Source organism: Francisella salina, assembly GCF_000219045.1.
Taxonomy (GTDB): Bacteria; Pseudomonadota; Gammaproteobacteria; order Francisellales; family Francisellaceae; genus Francisella; species Francisella salimarina.
Window position 1 is genome coordinate 560,239 of sequence record NC_015696.1, and the last position, 20,423, is coordinate 580,661.

Consider the following 20,423-nt stretch of genomic DNA (forward strand, 5'->3'; position numbering starts at 1 on the left):
GATTTATATGATAATAGTGTAATTAAAAAATGACTATTGTTAACATATTTATATAAAATTATTTATAATTATGTAATTAGTATTTATATTTATATAGTAATGAAAAGATTTTTTACTCTGGTTGTATTTTGCTTTTTGACTATACCTTTTTATATAGCTGCAGAGTCTGTTACAGGAACACAAAAAAATATTTCTAAAGCGAATCTGCTTCCAGATAGAATCATAGCAGGATTTTTGGATGTTAGAACACCTAGCTCTACCTCTAGAGTCGATATTCAGAAGGCAAAGAGTGATGGGTATAATGTTGTTGTTATTGCTTATGGTGAGGTATATGGTACTGACATAGGTCTTTATACTTCTAGTCCTACATCGATACAGACTATCATAGATAAAGTTAGACAAGCTAAAAATTCTGGAATGAAAGTGTTACTAGCAGTGGGAGGTGTTCCAAATACATTTTATCCTGGCGTAAGTAAAACAGATATTGAGCCAAAAGTTTTTGGTAAAAAAATGACAGAAGCTCAAATTAACACTTTAGCAAATAATATTGTTAATTTTTTACATAAAAATAATATTGATGGAATTGTTTATAGTTTTAGAAAGTTTACTTCAGCAGATTTTATTAATCAGCTTTCTCTTGATATCAAGAAACTGGATTCAAAAATTGTAATTGTTGCAGAGCCTCAAGTAAATGACTATAAGCTAGTGACAACGGGTAAGAGTAATGACTATGACAAAGTCATCCAGAATGGATATATAGATTATTTATTTATTCAAGAGTGTGACACATATCCTGAATATGAACCTGGCTTTATAGCTGATAGCTATTCAAGAATTGTCAATGACCTGCATATCCCAATTCATACTAAAATTTTGATAGGTGAGCCAACAAATGCAGTTTCAGGAGGCACAAATACAGTATATCATCCTGAAGGAAATGCTACTTTGTCATTAACAACTGAGCAGGCTGTTAAACTCATGTTGCCCCAGTTTGAGAAGCTTAAGTTTAAACCAAGGTTCGCAGGTGTAACAGGCTGGTCTCTAAATACTGATTATGCCGCTGATTTATATGGAGATTCTGAGCATAGTTCAGGAGCATTTGCTAAGAGTCTTAGAGAGTGTATTTATAATAATGCTTGTGCACAAGTCGATAAAACAATAAAAGGTCCAGTTATCGCAGGAATTTTACCCTTATGGGCTAAAAGTAGCTCTTATGATACTGTTGGTAAGCAGATTAATACAACCCCTGTAGATATAGCTATGCCAAAAACTAAAGAGTATTGTGAGCAAAACCCCGAAGTATGTAAGTATAATGTGATAATAGCAGCATATGCAACATATATACACGGGAAAGGGTTTGAGCTTTCATTTGGTGAAAAAAATAGGGGCTCAGATAGATTGTATAGCCCAGAAGAGCTTAAAGAGTTTATTGGCTATATGGAGTCAAAAGGAAAGCATGTTATTGTTTCGATTGGCGGGGAATCTTCTCATATTGATTGGCAAGCTGTGAATTTTGATAATTTAGCTAGTGTTGTTAAAGAGTATGGTTTTGATGGTGTAAACTTCAATTTACCACATTCAGCTATTCCAAAGAATGACAAAACAGTTGAAATTGCAGCTATGAAAATAAGTAGCTTAATATCAAGTCTTAGGAAAAATAATAAGCAGTTTTGGTTAACTTTCTCACCTGAGTGGGAATATATTGTTGCGCCATTAGCAAAAAATGGTGAAGATAACTTGTATAGAGAAAGTGGTTATGTTGAGTTATTAGATGCTATTGGTATTGATAAAATAAATTACCTGTTTGTAAGTACTTTCTCAGGGAAGCCATCTGAGGGAATTATAGGGTTTGATAAAAATGTTAATAATGATTATGTTAAGATTTCACCAATTGATGGTTATGATAAATTTATAGCTTCGCTTGCTTGGGCACTGACGACTCAAGATGGTTTTAGAGTAAATAAGCCTAAATATAGTAAAATAGATAAACCTATTGTTATATCTCCCAAAAAGCTTGTTTTTGTTATTCCTGCTACACAGGGTGCTGTTCATGGAGGAAGGATATATGTGTTATCAGAATCTAAAATAAATAAAGCAGTTACGTTGATGAAAGAAAATAAGGCATCATTTGCAGGATTCGCTATTTGGAGTATGGACTTTGATGCAAGTAATATCAAATTAGAAGATTTGAGTGATGATTATAAACATAAGCCTTGGAGTACTACTAATATAATAGCCAGTGTTAAATTGCCACCAGTACTTTCGAATATTTATATGGATAGTCAGGTTGATAGTATAAATAAACGCTCTATACAGCCACAAAAGTATATTGGAGATACACATATTATTAGGTATCCATATAATATCGGAACTTATGATGCTGATACTATAGTAAGTTTTGCGGGTAAGATGTATAAATGTAAGTCTATGCTAGAAGTTAGGCTTTGTAATGATGATGCTTATATCCCTAATGGTTTATATGGCGATCTTGCATGGCAAGAGCTTAAGTCGAATAATACTAAAAAGTCCTCAAAAAACAAGAAATATAAATTAAAAGCAGGTAAGGTGGCTAATTATCCAAAGGGAATGGGAAGTTATAAGGTTGGTCAAATAGTGCTAGCTGAAGGAAGAGAGTTTGAATGTCAGAAAGAAAGATACTGTAATGACTTATCCTATAGTCCCATGAATAAAAGAGGATTTTTAGCATGGAGTAATATTACAAATGATATCACTCATGTTGCAGCAGATAGACAGGAGATTAAACCTAGTGGTGCTGAGTATATTTATCCATATAGTATTGAAGACTATAAGGGAGGCACCGTAGTTGCTGTAGGTAGTGATTTATACAGATGTAATATCGGTCCTGAGTCAAGCTTGTGTACCATGAGTGCATATAAGCCAACTGGTAAATATGGCACAGATGCTTGGACAAAGATAAGTAATAGATGATTAGATTGATTCTATAAGCTCTTTCAATTCGCCAGATTCATTCATTTCCATGATTATATCGCATCCACCCACTAATTCACCTTTTACCCATAGTTGAGGAAAGGTTGGCCAGTCTGCATATTTTGGTAGAATAGCTCTGATGTCAGGATTTTCTAAGATATTGACAAAAGCGAATGGTTTTCCGCATGATCTAACAGCTGTGGCAGCATGAGCAGAGAAGCCACATTGAGGAAGGTTTGGAGAGCCTTTCATGTATAGTATAATGTCATTTTCTTTAAGTTGTTTTTCTATTCTATCAACAACTTTTTGCTCTTCAGGTGTATACATATTTATTTCCTTTTTATTTGATTAAACAACTAAGCTTAGAAATTTTATCTAAAAAATGATAGCATATTATACTAAACGGGTATAGTACTAAGATGCTATAATAATTAACTTCAATTAGTTCGAGGAGAATGATTAAATGAAATTTGAATTACCAAAACTACCTTATGCACTAGATGCACTAGAGCCTACTATTTCAAAAGAAACGATTGAGTATCACTACGGTAAGCATCATCAAACGTACGTGACAAACCTAAACAATTTGGTTGAAGGTACAGAACATGCTGGTAAAAATTTGGAAGAAATAGTAAAAACTTCTTCTGGTGGTATATTTAATAATGCTGCTCAAGTATATAATCACACATTTTACTGGAACTGTCTAACACCTAATAAGACTGAGGCATCTAGTCAATTGAAAGCAGCTATAATTGAGACTTTTGGGTCAATAGATGGTTTTAAAGAACAGTTTTCAAAAGCTGCAGTGACTACATTTGGATCTGGTTGGGCATGGCTAGTTAAAAATACTGATGGTAAACTTGAAATTGTGACTACTAGTAATGCAGGTTGTCCTCTAACAGAGAGTAAAAAGCCATTACTAACATTTGATGTTTGGGAGCATGCATACTATATCGATTACCGCAATGCTAGACCTAAGTATGTTGAGTCTCTGTGGGATATTGTAAATTGGGAGTTTGTTTCTGAGCAGTTTGCAAAATAGGCTGTTATAAATGATTAAGAATAATCTACCACTTTTCTCTTTTATAGCAGGTGTGCTTTCTATAGTTCTTGTTTTGGTGGTAATTATATTATTCCCAAGTCTTCAGATAACTGCTATTACAAAAAATGTTGTGTTAGCGATTCTTTTGCTACCATGGATAGTTTTTATTATTTCTTTATTGTTTTTCAGAAAAGATAAGTGAGTTAACCTATTCAATATTTGCCATTAATTTGATTCTGTTTCTGAAGATATAAATGATTGTAGATATTAGTATGCCGATTATGAAACTAGCAATGAAGAGTCCCTCCCAGTTATAGTGGCTTTGAACATATCCGGCAAATGGTCCTACAAGAACTCTTCCTAGTGAGTCAATCGAACTAAGTACGGCAAATTGGGTTGCTGAAAACTTTATATTTACAAGGCTCATTATCATTGCAACAAGTATTGCTGTGCCCATTGCTCCACAAAAGTATTCGACAGCAACAGAGCTTACCATTAAGTAGTAGTTCTTACCAACGATTGCGAGTAGTACGTACATTAGATTTGCTGACGCCATAATAATGCTAAAGAAAAGAAAACTTTTAAAAATTCCTATCTTGTTAGCGATTAATCCACCAGTAATAAGTCCTATTAGTGTGGCTGCTAATGAGAAGGCTTTGTATGAAACAGCTATCGTGGTTTTATCAAAGCCTAAGTCGGCGAAAAAGACCGTATTAAGTGAGAACGCAATCGCATCTGCAAGCTTATAACCAATTATTATTAACAGTATTATGATTGCTGTTTTAATTCCTTGTCGTTTAAAGAATTCGATAAAGGGTTCTGTAAAGGCTTCTTTAAAGTTTTTTGGAGCAATGGTTGATGCGGATTCTCTCAAGAATATGCAATATAGTGGGCAAATTATAAAAAATGCAAGTATTGTTACTAAAGCTAAGCTCCAGCCATTGGATATAAGATTCTGAGTTGAAACTATATCAATATTGGTAAATAAGGTACTTGCACCGTAGTATTCGGTAAGTTTTGGGGTGCATATTTTTATAGGCTCGGCACCTCCACTGTAGTAGTCAGCAAATATTAACACTAATGAGCCTGTAACAAGCATGGCGATGCGGTAACCCATCACTGCTATAGCGTTACCTAAAGCTTTCTCTCTTTCATTTAGGACTTCTGTTTGGTATGCGTTGATAGCAATATCTTGTGTCGCAGATGTAAAGCATATCATAAAGCCAATGAATGCAATCAAAAGAGGTTGATTTGCAGGGGATAATTGACTCATGAGTGCGATCAGTATTATTAGAGTTACTTGTGTTGTAAGTATCCATCCTTTGCGCCTACCTATGTTTAAGATATTGATTTTATCAAGAAATGGGGCCCATAAATATTTGAAAGTATATGGTATAGCTATTAGTGTTAGAAAGCTTATATTTTGAATGTTGATGCCGCTATCTCGATACCAAAGTAGTAATGATGATGCTGTAAGCATCAAAGGTAATCCTGATGCATAGCCAAGGATTAGCATTGTAAGCATTTTAGGCTGTTTAAATGGTGCGACTAACTTTTCACCAAATGTTGGAGAGCTATTCATTATACATAAGGTAGAAATTTACTGATAAAGGAATCGTAGTTTAATTGGATAGAAAAGTAAATAAAATAAGAATGTAGTTTTGATTAAATTAAAGATCTCTACTAGTTGCACCAGTGTATAACTGTCTTGGACGCCCAATTTTTTGTGCAGGATCATTAACCATTTCGATCCATTGAGATATCCAGCCAGAAGTTCTTGCAAGAGCAAATATCGCTGTAAACATGCTTTCTGGGATACCCATAGCTTTTAAGATAATTCCTGAGTAGAAATCTACATTCGGGAAAAGTTTTCTATCGATAAAATAGCTATCTTGTAGAGCAATTTCTTCTAATTTTTTAGCTATGGCAAGAAGCGGATTGTCACTGTTACCTAGCTTAGCTAGAATTTCTTCGCAGTTAGCTTTCATAGCTGTGGCTCTCGGATCAGTGTTTTTGTATACTCTATGCCCGAAGCCCATTAGCCTAAATGGATCATTTTTATCTTTCGCTTTCTCGATGAATTTGTCGATATTATCAACGCTACCAATTTTTGATAGCATCTTTAATACAGCTTCATTAGCACCGCCATGAGCAGGACCCCATAGAGCAGTAATACCAGCAATGATAGCAGCATAAGGAGAGTTACCAGTTGAACCAGAAAGTCTAACGGTTGATGTTGAAGCGTTTTGTTCATGATCAGCATGAAGCATGAAGATAGTATCCATAGCCTTAACATGTAGCTCGTCAGGTTTAAAGTTTTCATCTTCACCAAACATCATATAGATAAAGTTTTCTGCGTAGCCATACTCTTTCTTAGGTTCTAAGAACTTTTTGCCTTGGTTATGTCTGTAAGCCATTGCTGCAATAGTAGCAATTTTAGCAACAATATTTTTAGCAACATCGTCTTGAGCTTCTATTTGACCATTGTGTATATGCTCAGCAGCTAATACATTAACACCAGCAATTAACCCAGACATTGGGTGTGTATGCTGTGGCATAGACGATATAGCAGCTTTGACATGCTCACATACTGGCATTTTTGAAATGATTTCGCTTCTAAAATCGTTAATTTGAGTATCATTGCCAAGCTCTCCATATATTAAAGCATAGCAAAGACTTCTATAGTTTGACTTTTGTGTCCATTCTTCTATTGGATAGCCCCTGTGAAGAAGAACACCTTTGCCACCGTCGATATATGTGATTGTAGACTCACACGCAGCAGTTGACATAAATCCAGGATCGTAAGTAAAGACACCATGCTTTACCAGAGATGATACATCGATGCAGTCATTACCAAGGCTAGGAGTGTAGACTGGTAATTCTATTTCAATATTTTTTTCTGCATACTTAAGAGTTGCATATTTACTCATTAATAGGCCTCCAAGTGAGTTGATCAAAAAATACAATGCAAGTGGTTTGCAATAAAAAGATACCTTTTAAAAATATGCTTATTAGGTATCGTTACAGGGGAATAATAAGCTAAAGATTTCTCTTTTGCAAATAAAAAAAATATAAGCCTAAAGTGTTCTCGCTATATGTGATAATGTTTTGTAGCTTGTGTTGTTGTAATTTAAACTAAATAAGGATTAAAAAACTGTTTAAGTATTTGAATTTGTTTTAGTAAAAATATATTATTTAAGGGTTGTGGTATGACATTGGTTTACATCCAATTTACTGATATACATATAAAAATTGCTTCGGAGGAATGTCGAGCATGAAAAGAATTACAAATGTTGATTTAATGTCAATTAAATCTTATAAGTTTCCTATCACCGCCATTAGTTCTATACTACACCGTATCTCTGGTGTGGTGTTGATTTTTGCAATCCCTTTGGCAGTGGTTGGTATGAACTATACTCTAGCGGGTCCTGATGGCTACCAGCAAACAGTTGCTATATTAACCAAAGGTTGGTGTAGCGTGTTTTTTTGGCTTTTTTTGGCATCTATTACATATCATGTTTACGCAGGTGTTAGACACATGATCATGGATTTGGGCTTTGGTGAAAGTATGAAGGTTGCTAAATTTACTTCGCTATTAGTTATTGTATTAGGTGTTTTATCGGCTATTTTATGGGGGTGCTACTTATGGCTGTAATTTCATTAACTTCATCGGGTATTAAAGACTTTTTTGTACAAAGAGTTACTGCAGTAATTATTGCGGCTTATTTTGGTTATCTTATCGTTGAGGCTTTATGTTTGTCCTACTCAGGAACTCTTAATTACGATAGCTGGAGAGGTTTGTTTACTGATGGTATGTTCTTCAGAGTTGCTACATTGATGGCTTATTTGGCAATGTTTTTTCATGCTTGGGTAGGTATTTGGATTATCTGTGGTGACTACATTAAGTGTGCTTGGGCATCAGCTCTTGTTATGCTGAGTTTTGTTTTAGTTTATGTATTCTGCTTTTTTTGGTTGTTTGCAGTTTTATTTTTTTACTAAGAGGTTATTTTTATGAGTATAGCTACGCAAGAATTTGACGCTATTGTAATAGGAGCAGGTGGTGCTGGTATGAGAGCATCTTTCCAGCTTTCGCAGTCAGGTTTTAAAACAGCTGTTGTTTCTAAAGTTTTCCCTACTAGATCGCACACGGTTGCGGCTCAGGGTGGTATCGCAGCAGCTTTGGGGAATATAGATTTTGATGATGATCTTCCTTCAGATGATTGGAAGTGGCACATGTATGATACTGTTAAGGGTTCTGATTATATTGGTGATCAGGACGCTATTGAGTATATGTGTGAGCATGCTCCACAATCAATTATTGAGCTAGAGCATATGGGTATGCCTTTCTCAAGACTCAAAAATGGCAAGATATATCAGCGAGCGTTTGGTGGTATGTCAAGAAACTATGACCCAGCTAATCAAGCTGAGAGAACCTGTGCGGCAGCCGATAGAACAGGTCATGCTCTTTTACATACTTTATACCAAGGTAATTTGGCTCATAAAACAGATTTTTATACAGAGTGGTTTGCTGTTGATTTAGTTAAAGCTGATGATGGAAGTGTCGCAGGTGTCATAGCTTTAAGTATCGAAACAGGAGAAACTGTGTTCTTAAAGGCTAAGATCACAATTTTGGCTACTGGTGGGGCTGGACGCATATATGAGTCTAGTACTAACGCTTACATTAATACTGGGGATGGTATGGGTCTGGCACTAAGAGCTGACCTTCCCCTTCAGGATATGGAGTTTTGGCAGTTTCATCCAACTGGTATTGCAGGAGCTGGAGTTCTTGTTACTGAAGGCTGCCGTGGTGAAGGTGGTGTGTTGCGTAATAAAGATGGTGAAAGATTCATGGAGAGATATGCTCCAAATGCTAAGGATCTTGCTTGTCGTGATGTTGTATCTCGTGCGTCGCAGCAAGAAATTATGGAAGGTCGAGGCGATACTTTCTCCGGTACAAGCTGTGTTTGGTTAGACTTAACACACTTGGGTGAAGATGTCATTGATGAAAGGCTTCCTACAGTTAGAGAATTGGGTAGAACTTTTGCTGGAATTGATCCTGTAGAAAAACCGATACCTGTTGTACCTACTTGTCATTATCAGATGGGAGGTATACCGACTAATAAGCATGGCCAAGTGATTACTCAAGTTGATGGTGAAGATAAAGTTATTGGCGGCTTATATGCTGTTGGAGAATGTGCTTCTGTATCAGTTCATGGTGCTAATAGGCTTGGTAGTAACTCATTGTTAGATTTGGTAGTATTTGGTAGAGCTGCGGGTATGCACGCTGAACAAAGCCTTAAAGAAGGTATGCCTATGAAAGAAGTTTCGCAAGAGAATGTTGAGAAAGCAACTGCTAGAATCACAAAGTGGGATACTTCTGAGCAGAGAGGTTGTCAAGAAAAGATCGCGGTACTTAGAAAAGAGTTGCAACAAACAATGCAGCAGTATTTTTCTGTGTTTAGACAGGAAAGCACAATGAAAGAAGGTCTCGATAAGCTATTTAAGATTAGAGAAAGGCTGGATAATGCAGTTCTTGAAGATAATTCTAGAATTTTCAATATGATGAGAATAGAAGCGCTAGAGCTAGATAACCTAGTATTAACTGCGATAGCAACTGCGAAGTTGGCTCTTGAAAGAAAAGAGTCTAGAGGGGCGCACTCAAGAGTAGACTATCCTGATAGAGATGATAAAAACTGGATGAAGCATACGCTATATTTCTTAGATGGTGATAAAACATCACAGCGTGATGTGAATATGTCACCTACTAAGGTTAAAGCTTTCCAACCAGCAGAACGTAAGTATTAATTACGAGGATTTAGTGTAATGGACGTAAGATTTAAAATTTATAGATATAATCCAGAAGTAGATAAAAAGCCATATTATGATGAATATACTATTACGGTAGAAAATGAGGGTGTTAAAGTTTTAACAGCTCTTGAGCTCATTAAGGAGCAAGACCCTACATTAGCTATGAGAAGATCTTGTAGAGAAGGTGTTTGTGGTTCTGATGGTATGAATATTAATGGTAAAAACCGCTTGGCTTGTATTACTTCAGTTGGCGAGTTGAAGCAGCCAATCAAGGTTAATCCTTTGCCGGGTTTACCTGTGGTTAGAGATTTGATTGTTGATATGAAGCAGTTTTATAAAAACTATGAAAAAGTAAAACCATATCTTATTAATGATGAAGAGCCACCAGTTAAGGAAAGATTACAATCTCCTGAAGATAGAGCTAAGCTTGATGGTCTTTATGAGTGTATTTTATGTGCATGTTGTACTACTTCATGCCCATCATTCTGGTGGAATCCAGATAAGTTTATAGGTCCGTCAGGCTTATTGCAGGCATATAGGTTTATCGCAGACTCAAGAGATACAGCTACAGAGCAGAGATTAGATGATTTGAAAGATCCTTTTAGTCTCTTTAGATGTAGAACAATTATGAACTGTGTATCTGTGTGTCCTAAAGGTCTTAATCCTACAGAAGCAATTGGTAAGATTAGGTCAGCACTACTAAGTAAAAATGTGTAAAATTTAAAACCTGTTATTTAGGTATTTATATGAAAAAACAACAACCGGATTTTAGTCAATGGTTGGAAACAACCCAGCTCTTCGGAGGTAATCTAGAGTATCTTGAATCAATATATGATGACTATGTAATGGGCAACTATGAGGATATTGATCCAAAATGGTTGTCCTTTTTTGATTCTATAGCTAGCTCAACTGATACTGTACATCGTGATTTGGTAGATGAGTTTAAGTTTCTGGCTAAAAATAAAGCTACATCCACAGCTATCGTTAATGGCGAAGGAGATGTTGGGCTAAAGGCTAAGGCTCTTGTCAAAGCCTATCGTTCACATGGCTATAAATCAGCAAATATTGATCCATTAGGACTAATGAAATACCAGAGAGATTCTGATTTGGAATTGTCTGCTCATGGACTTTCTGAAAAAGACTTGTCTGAAAAGGTTAATCTTGGTGATTTTACTGATAATAAAGCTATTAGTCTGAAAGAAGTGGTAGAAAAAGCTAAATCAATTTATGAGTCTAGTGTCGGCTATGAGTATAGATACATAGGAAATAAAGAAGAAAAATTATGGCTTCAAGACAAGATTGAAAAAAACTTGTCTACGTCTCAATCAGATAAGAAATGGATTTTACAGCAGTTAGTTGCGGCTGAAGGGTTAGAAAAATATTTAGCTCTAAGGTATGTTGGTCAGAAGAGATTTGGCTTAGAGGGTGGTGAATCCCTAATACCTTCACTTCAGCATGTTATTGAAAAAGCAGTTTCTAGACACTCAACAAGATTCATTCAGCTAGGTATGGCTCATAGAGGACGTTTAAATGTTCTTGTAAATGTGATGGGTAAAAATCCTAAGGATTTGTTTGAAGAGTTTGAAGGTAAGCAAAGTGAAAAAAGTTTATCTGGTGACGTTAAGTACCATATGGGATACTCGAATTATAGGTGTGTTGATGGTAAAGAGGCAAAAATTGCACTAGCATTTAACCCCTCACATCTTGAAACTGTTGATCCTGTGGTTGAAGGTGCAGCTAAAGCTATACAAGATAAGCTAGATGGTAATGTTCATAACAAGGTTTTACCTATATTGATACATGGTGATTCGGCTTTCTGTGGACAAGGTATTGTTATGGAAACTTTTGGTTTTTCACTCACAGAAGCATATGGAACTGGTGGTACGGTTCATCTTGTAGTTAACAACCAGGTTGGGTTTACAACTAGTAGTACATTTGGTGTAAATAGAAGTAGTAATTATTCTACTGATATTGCTAAGATGGTTGATGCACCAATATTTCATGTAAACTGTGATGATCCTGAAGCTGTTCTTAAGGTTGCTGATATAGCTCTTGAGTATCGTATGAAATTCAATAAGGATGTGGTTATTGATTTGGTTTGTTATCGTAGGAATGGACATAATGAAACTGATGAGCCATCAGGAACTCAGCCACAAATGTACGAGGTAATTAAGAAGCTTCCTACAACATTAAAGTTATATAGTGAAAAACTTATCAACGAAGGTGCTATTGATGTAGGCCTTCTTGCACAGTTGAATGCTAATTATCGTAGCAAGCTTGATAATGGTAAAGTTACTATAGATATTCTTGATAGAAAAACAGTGAAAGACAAACTTAATGTTTGTGATTGGCTTCCTTATATAGGTAAGCAAGAAACTAAATATAGCTATAACGCAATAGCAGAAGAAGGTCTTAAAGAGCTAGCATTAAGAATGAGTGAAGTGCCTGAAGAAGTTAAGGCGCAGATGCAAGTTAAAAAGGCATTAACAGATAGAGTGAAGATGGCAAACGGAGAGCTTCCTTTAAATTGGGGATTTGCAGAATCTCTTGCTTATGCAACACTACTTGATGAAGGTTATTCAGTAAGAATATCTGGAGAAGATAGTGGTAGGGGTACTTTCTCTCATCGACATGCTGTTGTTAAAAACATGAACACTAGTTCTCAGCTAAAAGAATATGTACCACTGAAGCATATTAATGAAAATGTTAGGTTTGATATTATTGATTCTACACTTTCAGAGTATGGAGTGTTAGGCTTTGAATATGGTTATAGTTGCTATAGTCCCGACTCTCTAGTAATTTGGGAGGCGCAGTTTGGTGACTTCGTAAATACTGCTCAGGTTGTAATAGATCAATTCTTAGTGGCAGCAGAAGAAAAATGGGGTATTTTGTCTGGCTTGACATTATTTTTGCCTCATGGTCAAGAAGGTGCTGGTGCTGAGCACTCTTCAGCGCGTTTAGAACGATTCTTGAGTTCATGTGCCAATAAAAATATGCAAGTGTGTACACCTACAACACCAGCACAAATTTATCATTTATTAAGACGTCAAGTGATTAGACCGCTTAGAAAGCCATTGATCGTAATGACACCTAAGAGTTTATTAAGAAATCCTATGGCTGTGTCTACACTAGAAGAGCTTTCAAAAGGTAAGTTTGAGCCTATTATAGATGATGTAAATGCTAGTGAAAATAAAGTTAAGAAATTAATACTTTGTAATGGTAAAGTTTATTATGATTTGATTGCTAAAAAGCAAGATACTCATAAGGATATTGCTGTAGTAAGACTCGAAGAGCTATATCCATTCCCACAAGAGGAATTAGCAAATATCTTTGCAAAATATAAGCAAGTTGACAAAGTTGTATGGTTGCAAGAAGAACCGCAGAATAAAGGAGCTTGGTATAATATTAGACACTTTATAGAGAAGCTTGTATCTAAAAACCAAGAGTTGCTATGTGTAGCAAGGGAAAGATCATCTACTCCTGCAGTCGGTTACCACGCTTTGTATGTTAAGCAGCAAGAAGAAATTATTAATAGAGCTTTAGAAATATAAAATTTGAATTATTACTAGGAGTAAGAAATGGTTGAATTAAAAGTACCTATGTTTCCGGAGTCCGTTGCAGATGGCACATTAGCTCAATGGAATAAGAATGAAGGCGACTTTGTTGAAGAAGGTGATATTATCGCTGAAATTGAAACTGATAAAGTAGTTATGGAAGTTCCAGCGACAGCGAGCGGAGTCCTTAAAGGCATTAAAAAGCATGAAGGAGATACTGTGCTTTCTGAAGAATCTTTAGCAAGCATTGATACAGAGGCTGTGGCTGCTGACTCTGCTCAAGAAGTGGTTGCTACTGAAGAAACAGCTCAGGCTACACAATCATCAGGCAAGGAGATCGATGTTAAAGCACCTGTTTTCCCAGAGTCTGTTGCAGATGGTACAGTTTCTGAGTGGCATAAGCAAGAAGGTGAAGCTGTTGCCGAAGGTGATATTTTAGCTGAGATAGAGACTGATAAAGTAGTTATGGAAGTTCCAGCGACATCAAATGGTGTATTGTCTAAAATATTGAAACCTGCTGGTGAAACAGTTCTTTCATCAGAATTAATTGCAAAAATTTCAGAAGGTGCAGCTGTTGCTACAGTAGCCAAAGAAGAAGTGAAATCTCAAGCTGATAGCACAGGTAATGATCCGCATCTAGTCCCTTCTGCGCGTAAGGCATTTAATTCAAGTGGATTAGAATCTGCCGCTAGTATCGAAGGTACTGGTAAAAAGGGGCGTATAACATCTGAAGATGTTAAAAAGGCAGCATCTAGTAGTAAACCACAACAGCCGACTGTAGTTGCTAATCAAGGTCCAAGATATGAAAAAAGAGTTAAAATGACTCGTCTGCGTCAAACAATTGCAAACAGGTTAGTTGAAGTTCAACATACTAATGCGATTTTGACTACTTTTAATGAAGTAGATATGACAGCAGTTATGGAGCTTAGAAAAAAATATAAAGACATGTTTGTCAAAGAGCATGATACTAAGCTTGGATTTATGTCATTCTTTATAAAAGCTGCGACTGAAGCTCTTAAGAAGTTTCCGGATGTTAATGCTTCAATTGATGGTGATGAAATTGTTTATCATAACTTCTTTGATATCGGTATTGCTGTTGGTACAGATAGAGGTTTAGTAGTACCAGTTTTAAGAGATACTGACAGTAAATCCTTAGCGGAGCTAGAGGCTGATGTGCTTGATAAAGCAATTAAAGGTCGTGATGGTAAGTTAAGCTTAGAAGATATGCAAGGCGGTACGTTCACTATCACTAATGGTGGTACCTATGGATCTATGCTATCTACACCAATCATTAACTCACCACAGAGTGCAATCTTAGGTATGCATAACATTGTCGAAAGACCTATGGTAGTTAATGGTGAGATCAAAATACGTCCAATCATGTACTTGGCATTATCTTATGATCATAGAATTATTGATGGTGGAACATCTGTAAGATTTTTAAAGATGATCAAAGAATTGCTTGAAGATCCTAATAGAATTCTTTTACAAGTTTAATTATTTTATTCAAACTTATTCTAAAGGTATTATATTTCCATGAGTTTAGATTTTATAAAAGATAGAATTGTAGCCGTGCCTGATTTTCCAAAGCCGGGTATAATTTTTAGAGATATTACTCCATTACTAGCGGATCCTGAAGGTCTGAAGATAACTGCTTTGGCTATGGCTAAAGAACTTAAAGCAAAGGGTATAAACCCAACAATTATTGCAGGTACTGAAAGTAGAGGTTTTATTTTTGGGGTTGCACTTGCGGAAGTCTTAGGTTTAGGATTTGTGCCTGTTAGAAAGCCAGGCAAACTTCCTAGAGAAACTTATAGTGTAAGTTATGAGCTAGAGTATGGTAGTGATAGTTTAGAAATTCATAAAGATGCTTTTAAGCCGTCAGATAGTGTGCTAGTTGTTGATGATTTGTTGGCAACTGGTGGTACGGCAAAAGCCACAGTACAGCTTATCGAGAAAACTCAAGCAAATGTTGCAGGCCTTATATTTGTAATAGAGCTTGATGGCTTGAGTGGTAGAAAAGTTCTTGAAGGGTACAAAGTTTCAGCATTAGTAAAATATTAGGAGATTGTTATGGCTAAGTATTTTGGTACAGATGGTATTCGTGGTGAGGTTGGTAATTCTGTCATACAGGCAGAGTTTATGCAAAAACTTGGGAATGCGGTTGGTACATTCATAATTGATAAAGGTTATCCTAAAATTGCTATTGTTGGGCAAGATACGCGTAGCTCTGGAAAGTTCTTAAAATTTGCCTTAGTCTCAGGTTTAAATGCAGCAGGGATTGATGTTATTGATTTAGGAGTGGTTCCTACTCCTGTTGTAGCATTCATAACAGTAAAGCATAAAGCAGCTGCTGGGTTTGTAATTACTGCATCACATAATAAATTTACTGATAACGGAGTTAAGCTTTTTTCATCAGATGGTTTTAAGTTGGATGATGCGTTAGAAGAAGAGATTGAAGCCAAAATAGATTCAGACTTTATTTATCAACCAGAATATAGATTTGGTAGTTATAAAGTTGCTGATGGTTTTATGCGTGAGTATATCGAAAACCTATTTGATAGATTTGGCTCTTTAGTTAAGTATAAAGGAAAGGTTGTTATCGATTGCGCACACGGAGCTGCCTCAAAGCATTTTGAAGTTTTGCTTGATAGATTTGGTATTGATTACATTTCTATAGCATCTAATCCTGATGGGTTAAACATAAATGTTGATTGTGGAGCGACTTGTATTTCTAATATTCAAAAAGCTGTAAAAGAGCATAATGCTGATTTAGGAATATCATTAGACGGAGATGCTGATAGAATCATTATCGTTGATGAAAATGCTCAAGAGATTGATGGTGACGGAATACTAAATATTATCGCGCAGTATAGTGATATCTGTGGAGGTACCGCTGGTATAGTAGGTACACAAATGACAAATATGAGTTATGAAAATCACTATAAGTCAAACAACATGTCATTTATTCGTTCTAAAGTTGGCGATAGATATGTTTTAGAAGATTTAGTCAAGCATGGTTATAAGATAGGTGGTGAGTCATCAGGTCATGTTATTAATCTAAACTTTGGAACTACTGGTGATGGCTTGTCCACAGCTATACAGTTACTAGCTATTTTTTCACAAAATGATAAACCAGTATCGGCATTTAAGCTAGATGATGAGTTGATGCAACAAACAATGATCAATGTTCCACTGAATTTTAAAGTAACATCTGATCACTTAGCTAAGCTAGCTAGTGATGTTGCAGAAGTTGAAGAGCGTTTGAGTAATCGTGGACGTGTATTGTTGAGGCCTTCAGGGACTGAGCCTGTCTTGAGAGTTATGGTCGAAGCAGACAATAAGAATTTAGCTACAAAAGAAGCAGAATATTTGGTTGAAAAAGTAAAACAAAAGTTGGTATAGATATGCAAAAATTAATAATGGGCAATTGGAAGATGAATGGTAACTCTGCAAGCATAGAAGAGCTTTGTAGAGGTATTTCACAAGCGGAGTACAATAGTAACAAAGTCGCTGTAGCTGTGTTTCCATCAAGTGTATATATCAAAGAGGTGCTTGCACAACTTCCTAAAGAAATTGGAGTAGGTCTACAAAATATTACTTTTTATAATAATGGTGCATATACTGGAGAGCTATCAGTTGATATGCTTCATGACATTGGATGTAATTATCTACTTATAGGACATTCTGAAAGAAGATCTTTGTTTGGTGAGACTGATCAAGATGTTTTCAAAAAACTTAATAAGATTATAGATACATCAGTTGTGCCAGTTGTTTGTATAGGTGAGTCACTAGAAGATAGACAAGGTGGAAGGTTAGAAAGAGTATTATCAACACAATTAAGTCTAATACTAGAAAATTTGTCTATTGAGCAACTTGCTAAGGTTGTAATAGCGTATGAACCTGTTTGGGCTATAGGTACAGGAGTTGTAGCATCATTAGAACAGGTGCAAGAAACACATCAGTTTATTCGTTCGCTAGTGGCCAAAGTAGATGAAAATCTTGCTAAAAATATGAAAATAGTGTATGGTGGTAGCCTAAAAGCTGAAAATGCTAAAGATATATTAAGCCTACCAGATGTTGATGGTGGTTTGATTGGAGGAGCATCATTGAAAGCTTCTGAGTTTAACGAAATAATAAATCAAGCAAATAAAATATGTACGGAATAATTTTAACTATAGATATTATCGCTGCTATTGCTATTGTGGCACTTGTGTTGTTGCAACAAGGTAAAGGAGCTAATATGGGTGTTTCTTTCGGTGGTGGAGCGTCTAATACTGTTTTTGGTAGTAAAGGTGCGGCTTCATTTCTATTTAAAATGACAGTGTTTTTCACAGCGGTATTTTTTGTATGTTGCCTTACTTTAGGATACCTAGGAAAGTCGCACACTACAATCACTAGTGTAAGTACTGCGAACACTGATAGCTCAATAGCTAGTCAGTATGACCAATATCAAAAAGAGGTTGCAAAAACTTCTACGACTAAAGAAGCAGCATCTAAGTAAAGTTTAATTGCACCGGTGGTGGAATTGGTAGACACGCCATCTTGAGGGGGTGGTGTCCGAAGGACGTGCGAGTTCAAATCTCGCTCGGTGCACCAAACTTAATTTCTAACAAGTTTCAACAAGTATCAAAAACCCTTTAAATTCAATACTCTTAGCTAGTTTTATGGTTTTATATAGTCTCAAACTGTATCAATAAAGCCCTTGATAAGGTGTATCCTAGACTGTATCCTGATTATAAAAGATACACTTTTTAAAACAAACTGGGATACACTTAGATGGCTAAAACTCTTACAGTAAGCAAGTTACAGAGCTTAAAAGCAACTGGTAAAGATTATAGATTAAATGATGGTAACGGCTTATACATCAAAGTTAGTAAAGCTGGTAGTAAGTCATGGCAATTTAGATATAAAGGTAAGTGGCTAGGTATTGGAAGCTATCCCGCAGTAAGTTTAAAACAGGCTAGAGATGAGGCTTTTAAATATAGTCAAATGCTAGTAAGTGGTAAAGACCCTAAGTTAGAAAAAGAAAAAGCTAGCTATAAAGATGATAGTATTTTTAAAGAAGTTGCAAAAAATGCTTTAGAGTCAAAGCACCCTAGCAAGCCAAATGGATGGAAAAGTGAGAGTGATTATAAAAGAAATTTATCTATATGCGATAGGTTTATATTACCAGGTTTAAAAACATACAATATAAGGGAAATAATACCAAGGCAGTTAACAAAAATATTAGAGAAAGAAACGCCAGCCAATCAAAAGAAAATAAAAACAATCTTAAATCTAATATGGGGCTATGCAATTGGAAAAGGTATTGCAAACTTTAATATAGTTAGAGATATACAAATTGATGTAGCTAAAACTGATGGTTTTGAGTTTGTAGACCCTATAGAGGATAAATACAACTTTAGCCAGCTACTTAATGATATTGATAACTACAAAGGACAATATAATACAAAGATGGCTTTAAAGCTTGCTGTACTAATTGGCTTTAGACCAAAAAATATAGCTACTTTGAAGTGGGAGAATATCAAAGAAACTAAGTTAAAAAATGAAGTTATATATTATATTTCTTTATCTGTAGATGATATGAAAATGGGGAGAGACTTTAGACAGCCATTAAGTAAACAGGCTATCGAGATAATAGAGCAAATGAGAGCTTATAACGGCGGTTGTGAATATGTTTTTTACTCTACAAGCTCAAAAGATAGGCATATATCGATAGAAAGTTTGTCAAAGGCTTTAAGAGAGACACTAGGCTATAATGGTAAAGATAAGCCTAAACAGGTTACACATGGCTTTAGAAAGTCTGCTAGGACTTATATTAGTAGTATTAGAAGTAAATATAATTGGTGTAGTGATAGTATCAGAATGATATTAAGCCATACTAAAGAAAATGCTATAGATAACATCTATGATAAAAATGATTTTCTATTAGAGCGTAGCCAAATGCTACAGCTATGGGCTGACTATGTAGATGATGTTAAAGCTAGTGCAAATGTAACAAAGTTTGATGATGTAGTTTAGTGATATGGAAGTTTTAGTAAATGATATAAAAGTCCATTTAGAAGAAATGTTGGCAAACAATAGTATTTCAATTAATGAAAAAGACAAACTTATAAACAGAGTAATGCTTTTTATTAATGATATTAAAAGTCAAAGTATTAAAATAGTTACTAAAACAGAATACGACAAAGATATTAATAATATTTTTCATTTAGTGAGTGAAACTAAAAATAAATTAAATAGTATTATTGATAAATATAATATAAACCATTATTCACTATATGAGAATAGGCATATAAATATGGAAGACCTAGAGCCTAATTATACGATACCAGTACATAATCATATAGAGCAGTTAGAGGAAATAGAAAAAACACTTGATTGGAATTTTAATAGAATTGAAAAAATATCGCACCCAAGTATATGTACGGAAAGAGATAGAACTACAAGAACAAGAGAAACAATACTCAAAGCTATAATATACTTTTTTAAGTCAGCTAAGTTAGAAAAATTAATATCATCATCAACATATAATCAAGATACAAATAAAGAGTATGACTTTTACAAATTATATCGCCTTATATGTAATTATGCTGGTATATTCACACCACAACCTACAACTACTAAAAATGGAGGAAAAACCCAAATAGACAATTATTTCAATAACAATTGTAAAAGATTTATGAAAATATATAGCTTTTAGAATTTACCTTATTTTTTTTCAAAATTCAGTCAAAAAATTATAGTAAATATTATCTACAAATATCCTTATCATTTATAGCAAGTACCAAGCCAAATCAGCAGTATTTAAACGGTACTAATCTTTAGTTGCTGCAGCAATTAGAAAAATAAAATAATTGAACTAAAGAAAAAGGTTATAAAGATATGAAAATATTAAGATTAAGCCAAGTAGTAGAAATGACAGGAACTAGCAAAAGTACTATCTATAGATGGATTAATTCTAGTCAATTCCCAAAACCGTTAAATCTATCTAGTAGTAGCGTAGGTTGGTTAGAAACTGAGGTTAATGACTGGATACAGTCAAAGATACAGGCTAGGGGGTAAGT

General features: G+C 35.1%; 19 protein-coding genes and 1 tRNA gene. 17 read left to right on the top strand and 3 right to left on the bottom strand.

Features of this window, described 5'->3' with window-relative positions:
* Positions 1–99 precede the first annotated feature (99 nt).
* On the top strand, positions 100–2,949 hold the full coding sequence (locus F7308_RS02810; RefSeq protein ID WP_013922336.1) for a glycosyl hydrolase family 18 protein: 2,850 nt from the start codon (positions 100–102) through the stop codon (positions 2,947–2,949).
* On the opposite strand, the gene grxD is transcribed toward F7308_RS02810, so the two are convergent.
* On the bottom strand, positions 2,950–3,276 hold the full coding sequence (gene grxD, locus F7308_RS02815; RefSeq protein ID WP_013922337.1) for a Grx4 family monothiol glutaredoxin: 327 nt from the start codon (positions 3,274–3,276) through the stop codon (positions 2,950–2,952).
* Between the two features lie 136 nt (positions 3,277–3,412).
* Between grxD and F7308_RS02820 the strand changes: the two genes are divergently transcribed.
* Together F7308_RS02820 and F7308_RS02825 are read left to right on the top strand one after the other, a co-directional pair.
* Entirely contained in the window at positions 3,413–3,991 is a 579-nt protein-coding gene (locus F7308_RS02820) for a superoxide dismutase (protein ID WP_013922338.1), read from the top strand.
* A gap of 10 nt (positions 3,992–4,001) precedes the next feature.
* On the top strand, positions 4,002–4,193 hold the full coding sequence (locus tag F7308_RS02825; RefSeq protein WP_013922339.1) for a hypothetical protein: 192 nt from the start codon (positions 4,002–4,004) through the stop codon (positions 4,191–4,193).
* A gap of 6 nt (positions 4,194–4,199) precedes the next feature.
* Here F7308_RS02825 and F7308_RS02830 read toward each other — a convergent pair whose 3' ends face one another.
* Both F7308_RS02830 and F7308_RS02835 read right to left on the bottom strand, forming a co-directional pair.
* Entirely contained in the window at positions 4,200–5,573 is a 1,374-nt protein-coding gene (locus tag F7308_RS02830; RefSeq protein WP_013922340.1) for an AmpG family muropeptide MFS transporter, read from the bottom strand.
* 88 nt (positions 5,574–5,661) lie between these two features.
* Positions 5,662–6,921: a citrate synthase gene (locus F7308_RS02835; RefSeq protein WP_013922341.1), complete on the bottom strand. Its 1,260-nt coding sequence runs from the start codon at positions 6,919–6,921 to the stop codon at positions 5,662–5,664.
* A 344-nt stretch (positions 6,922–7,265) separates the two neighbouring features.
* Here F7308_RS02835 and sdhC point away from each other — a divergent pair, with 344 nt between their 5' ends.
* The 14 genes from sdhC to F7308_RS02905 all read left to right on the top strand — a co-directional run bounded on the left by sdhC (position 7,266) and on the right by F7308_RS02905 (position 20,421).
* Complete coding sequence (sdhC, locus tag F7308_RS02840) at positions 7,266–7,646, top strand: succinate dehydrogenase, cytochrome b556 subunit (protein ID WP_013922342.1); 381 nt, start codon at positions 7,266–7,268, stop codon at positions 7,644–7,646.
* The gene (sdhD, locus tag F7308_RS02845; protein ID WP_146420897.1) at positions 7,622–7,990 is read left to right on the top strand and encodes a succinate dehydrogenase, hydrophobic membrane anchor protein; all 369 of its coding nucleotides are present in this window, start codon (positions 7,622–7,624) and stop codon (positions 7,988–7,990) included. The genes sdhC and sdhD overlap by 25 nt, the downstream gene beginning before the upstream one ends.
* A gap of 12 nt (positions 7,991–8,002) precedes the next feature.
* A complete protein-coding gene (gene sdhA / locus F7308_RS02850; RefSeq protein WP_013922344.1) occupies positions 8,003–9,796 on the top strand; it encodes a succinate dehydrogenase flavoprotein subunit in 1,794 nt (597 codons plus the stop codon).
* An 18-nt stretch (positions 9,797–9,814) separates the two neighbouring features.
* A complete protein-coding gene (locus F7308_RS02855) occupies positions 9,815–10,516 on the top strand; it encodes a succinate dehydrogenase iron-sulfur subunit (RefSeq protein WP_013922345.1) in 702 nt (233 codons plus the stop codon).
* A 29-nt stretch (positions 10,517–10,545) separates the two neighbouring features.
* A complete protein-coding gene (locus tag F7308_RS02860; RefSeq protein WP_013922346.1) occupies positions 10,546–13,350 on the top strand; it encodes a 2-oxoglutarate dehydrogenase E1 component in 2,805 nt (934 codons plus the stop codon).
* Between the two features lie 27 nt (positions 13,351–13,377).
* Positions 13,378–14,850, top strand: coding sequence for a 2-oxoglutarate dehydrogenase complex dihydrolipoyllysine-residue succinyltransferase (gene odhB, locus F7308_RS02865; RefSeq protein ID WP_013922347.1), 1,473 nt, complete (start codon positions 13,378–13,380; stop codon positions 14,848–14,850).
* Positions 14,851–14,889: 39 nt separating this feature from the next.
* A complete protein-coding gene (locus F7308_RS02870; protein WP_013922348.1) occupies positions 14,890–15,417 on the top strand; it encodes an adenine phosphoribosyltransferase in 528 nt (175 codons plus the stop codon).
* A gap of 9 nt (positions 15,418–15,426) precedes the next feature.
* Positions 15,427–16,758: a phosphoglucosamine mutase gene (gene glmM, locus F7308_RS02875; RefSeq protein ID WP_013922349.1), complete on the top strand. Its 1,332-nt coding sequence runs from the start codon at positions 15,427–15,429 to the stop codon at positions 16,756–16,758.
* A gap of 2 nt (positions 16,759–16,760) precedes the next feature.
* A complete protein-coding gene (gene tpiA / locus F7308_RS02880) occupies positions 16,761–17,522 on the top strand; it encodes a triose-phosphate isomerase (RefSeq protein WP_041263610.1) in 762 nt (253 codons plus the stop codon).
* Positions 17,510–17,857, top strand: coding sequence for a preprotein translocase subunit SecG (gene secG / locus F7308_RS02885; RefSeq protein WP_013922351.1), 348 nt, complete (start codon positions 17,510–17,512; stop codon positions 17,855–17,857). The genes tpiA and secG overlap by 13 nt, the downstream gene beginning before the upstream one ends.
* 9 nt (positions 17,858–17,866) lie before the next feature.
* A tRNA-Leu gene (locus tag F7308_RS02890) sits at positions 17,867–17,952 on the top strand.
* Positions 17,953–18,132: 180 nt separating this feature from the next.
* Entirely contained in the window at positions 18,133–19,377 is a 1,245-nt protein-coding gene (locus F7308_RS02895) for a tyrosine-type recombinase/integrase (RefSeq protein WP_013922352.1), read from the top strand.
* 4 nt (positions 19,378–19,381) lie between these two features.
* The gene (locus F7308_RS02900; protein ID WP_013922353.1) at positions 19,382–20,059 is read left to right on the top strand and encodes a hypothetical protein; all 678 of its coding nucleotides are present in this window, start codon (positions 19,382–19,384) and stop codon (positions 20,057–20,059) included.
* A 182-nt stretch (positions 20,060–20,241) separates the two neighbouring features.
* Positions 20,242–20,421, top strand: coding sequence for a helix-turn-helix transcriptional regulator (locus tag F7308_RS02905; RefSeq protein ID WP_013922354.1), 180 nt, complete (start codon positions 20,242–20,244; stop codon positions 20,419–20,421).
* The last annotated feature ends 2 nt before the right edge of the window (positions 20,422–20,423 follow it).

Coding starts and splice junctions, on each gene's coding strand:
- F7308_RS02810 (WP_013922336.1), top strand. CDS start 100: ATGAAAAGATTTTTTACTCTGGTTGTATTTTGCTTTTTGACTATACCT.
- grxD (WP_013922337.1), bottom strand. CDS start 3,276: ATGTATACACCTGAAGAGCAAAAAGTTGTTGATAGAATAGAAAAACAA.
- F7308_RS02820 (WP_013922338.1), top strand. CDS start 3,413: ATGAAATTTGAATTACCAAAACTACCTTATGCACTAGATGCACTAGAG.
- F7308_RS02825 (WP_013922339.1), top strand. CDS start 4,002: ATGATTAAGAATAATCTACCACTTTTCTCTTTTATAGCAGGTGTGCTT.
- F7308_RS02830 (WP_013922340.1), bottom strand. CDS start 5,573: ATGAATAGCTCTCCAACATTTGGTGAAAAGTTAGTCGCACCATTTAAA.
- F7308_RS02835 (WP_013922341.1), bottom strand. CDS start 6,921: ATGAGTAAATATGCAACTCTTAAGTATGCAGAAAAAAATATTGAAATA.
- sdhC (WP_013922342.1), top strand. CDS start 7,266: ATGAAAAGAATTACAAATGTTGATTTAATGTCAATTAAATCTTATAAG.
- sdhD (WP_146420897.1), top strand. CDS start 7,622: ATGGGGGTGCTACTTATGGCTGTAATTTCATTAACTTCATCGGGTATT.
- sdhA (WP_013922344.1), top strand. CDS start 8,003: ATGAGTATAGCTACGCAAGAATTTGACGCTATTGTAATAGGAGCAGGT.
- F7308_RS02855 (WP_013922345.1), top strand. CDS start 9,815: ATGGACGTAAGATTTAAAATTTATAGATATAATCCAGAAGTAGATAAA.
- F7308_RS02860 (WP_013922346.1), top strand. CDS start 10,546: ATGAAAAAACAACAACCGGATTTTAGTCAATGGTTGGAAACAACCCAG.
- odhB (WP_013922347.1), top strand. CDS start 13,378: ATGGTTGAATTAAAAGTACCTATGTTTCCGGAGTCCGTTGCAGATGGC.
- F7308_RS02870 (WP_013922348.1), top strand. CDS start 14,890: ATGAGTTTAGATTTTATAAAAGATAGAATTGTAGCCGTGCCTGATTTT.
- glmM (WP_013922349.1), top strand. CDS start 15,427: ATGGCTAAGTATTTTGGTACAGATGGTATTCGTGGTGAGGTTGGTAAT.
- tpiA (WP_041263610.1), top strand. CDS start 16,761: ATGCAAAAATTAATAATGGGCAATTGGAAGATGAATGGTAACTCTGCA.
- secG (WP_013922351.1), top strand. CDS start 17,510: ATGTACGGAATAATTTTAACTATAGATATTATCGCTGCTATTGCTATT.
- F7308_RS02895 (WP_013922352.1), top strand. CDS start 18,133: ATGGCTAAAACTCTTACAGTAAGCAAGTTACAGAGCTTAAAAGCAACT.
- F7308_RS02900 (WP_013922353.1), top strand. CDS start 19,382: ATGGAAGTTTTAGTAAATGATATAAAAGTCCATTTAGAAGAAATGTTG.
- F7308_RS02905 (WP_013922354.1), top strand. CDS start 20,242: ATGAAAATATTAAGATTAAGCCAAGTAGTAGAAATGACAGGAACTAGC.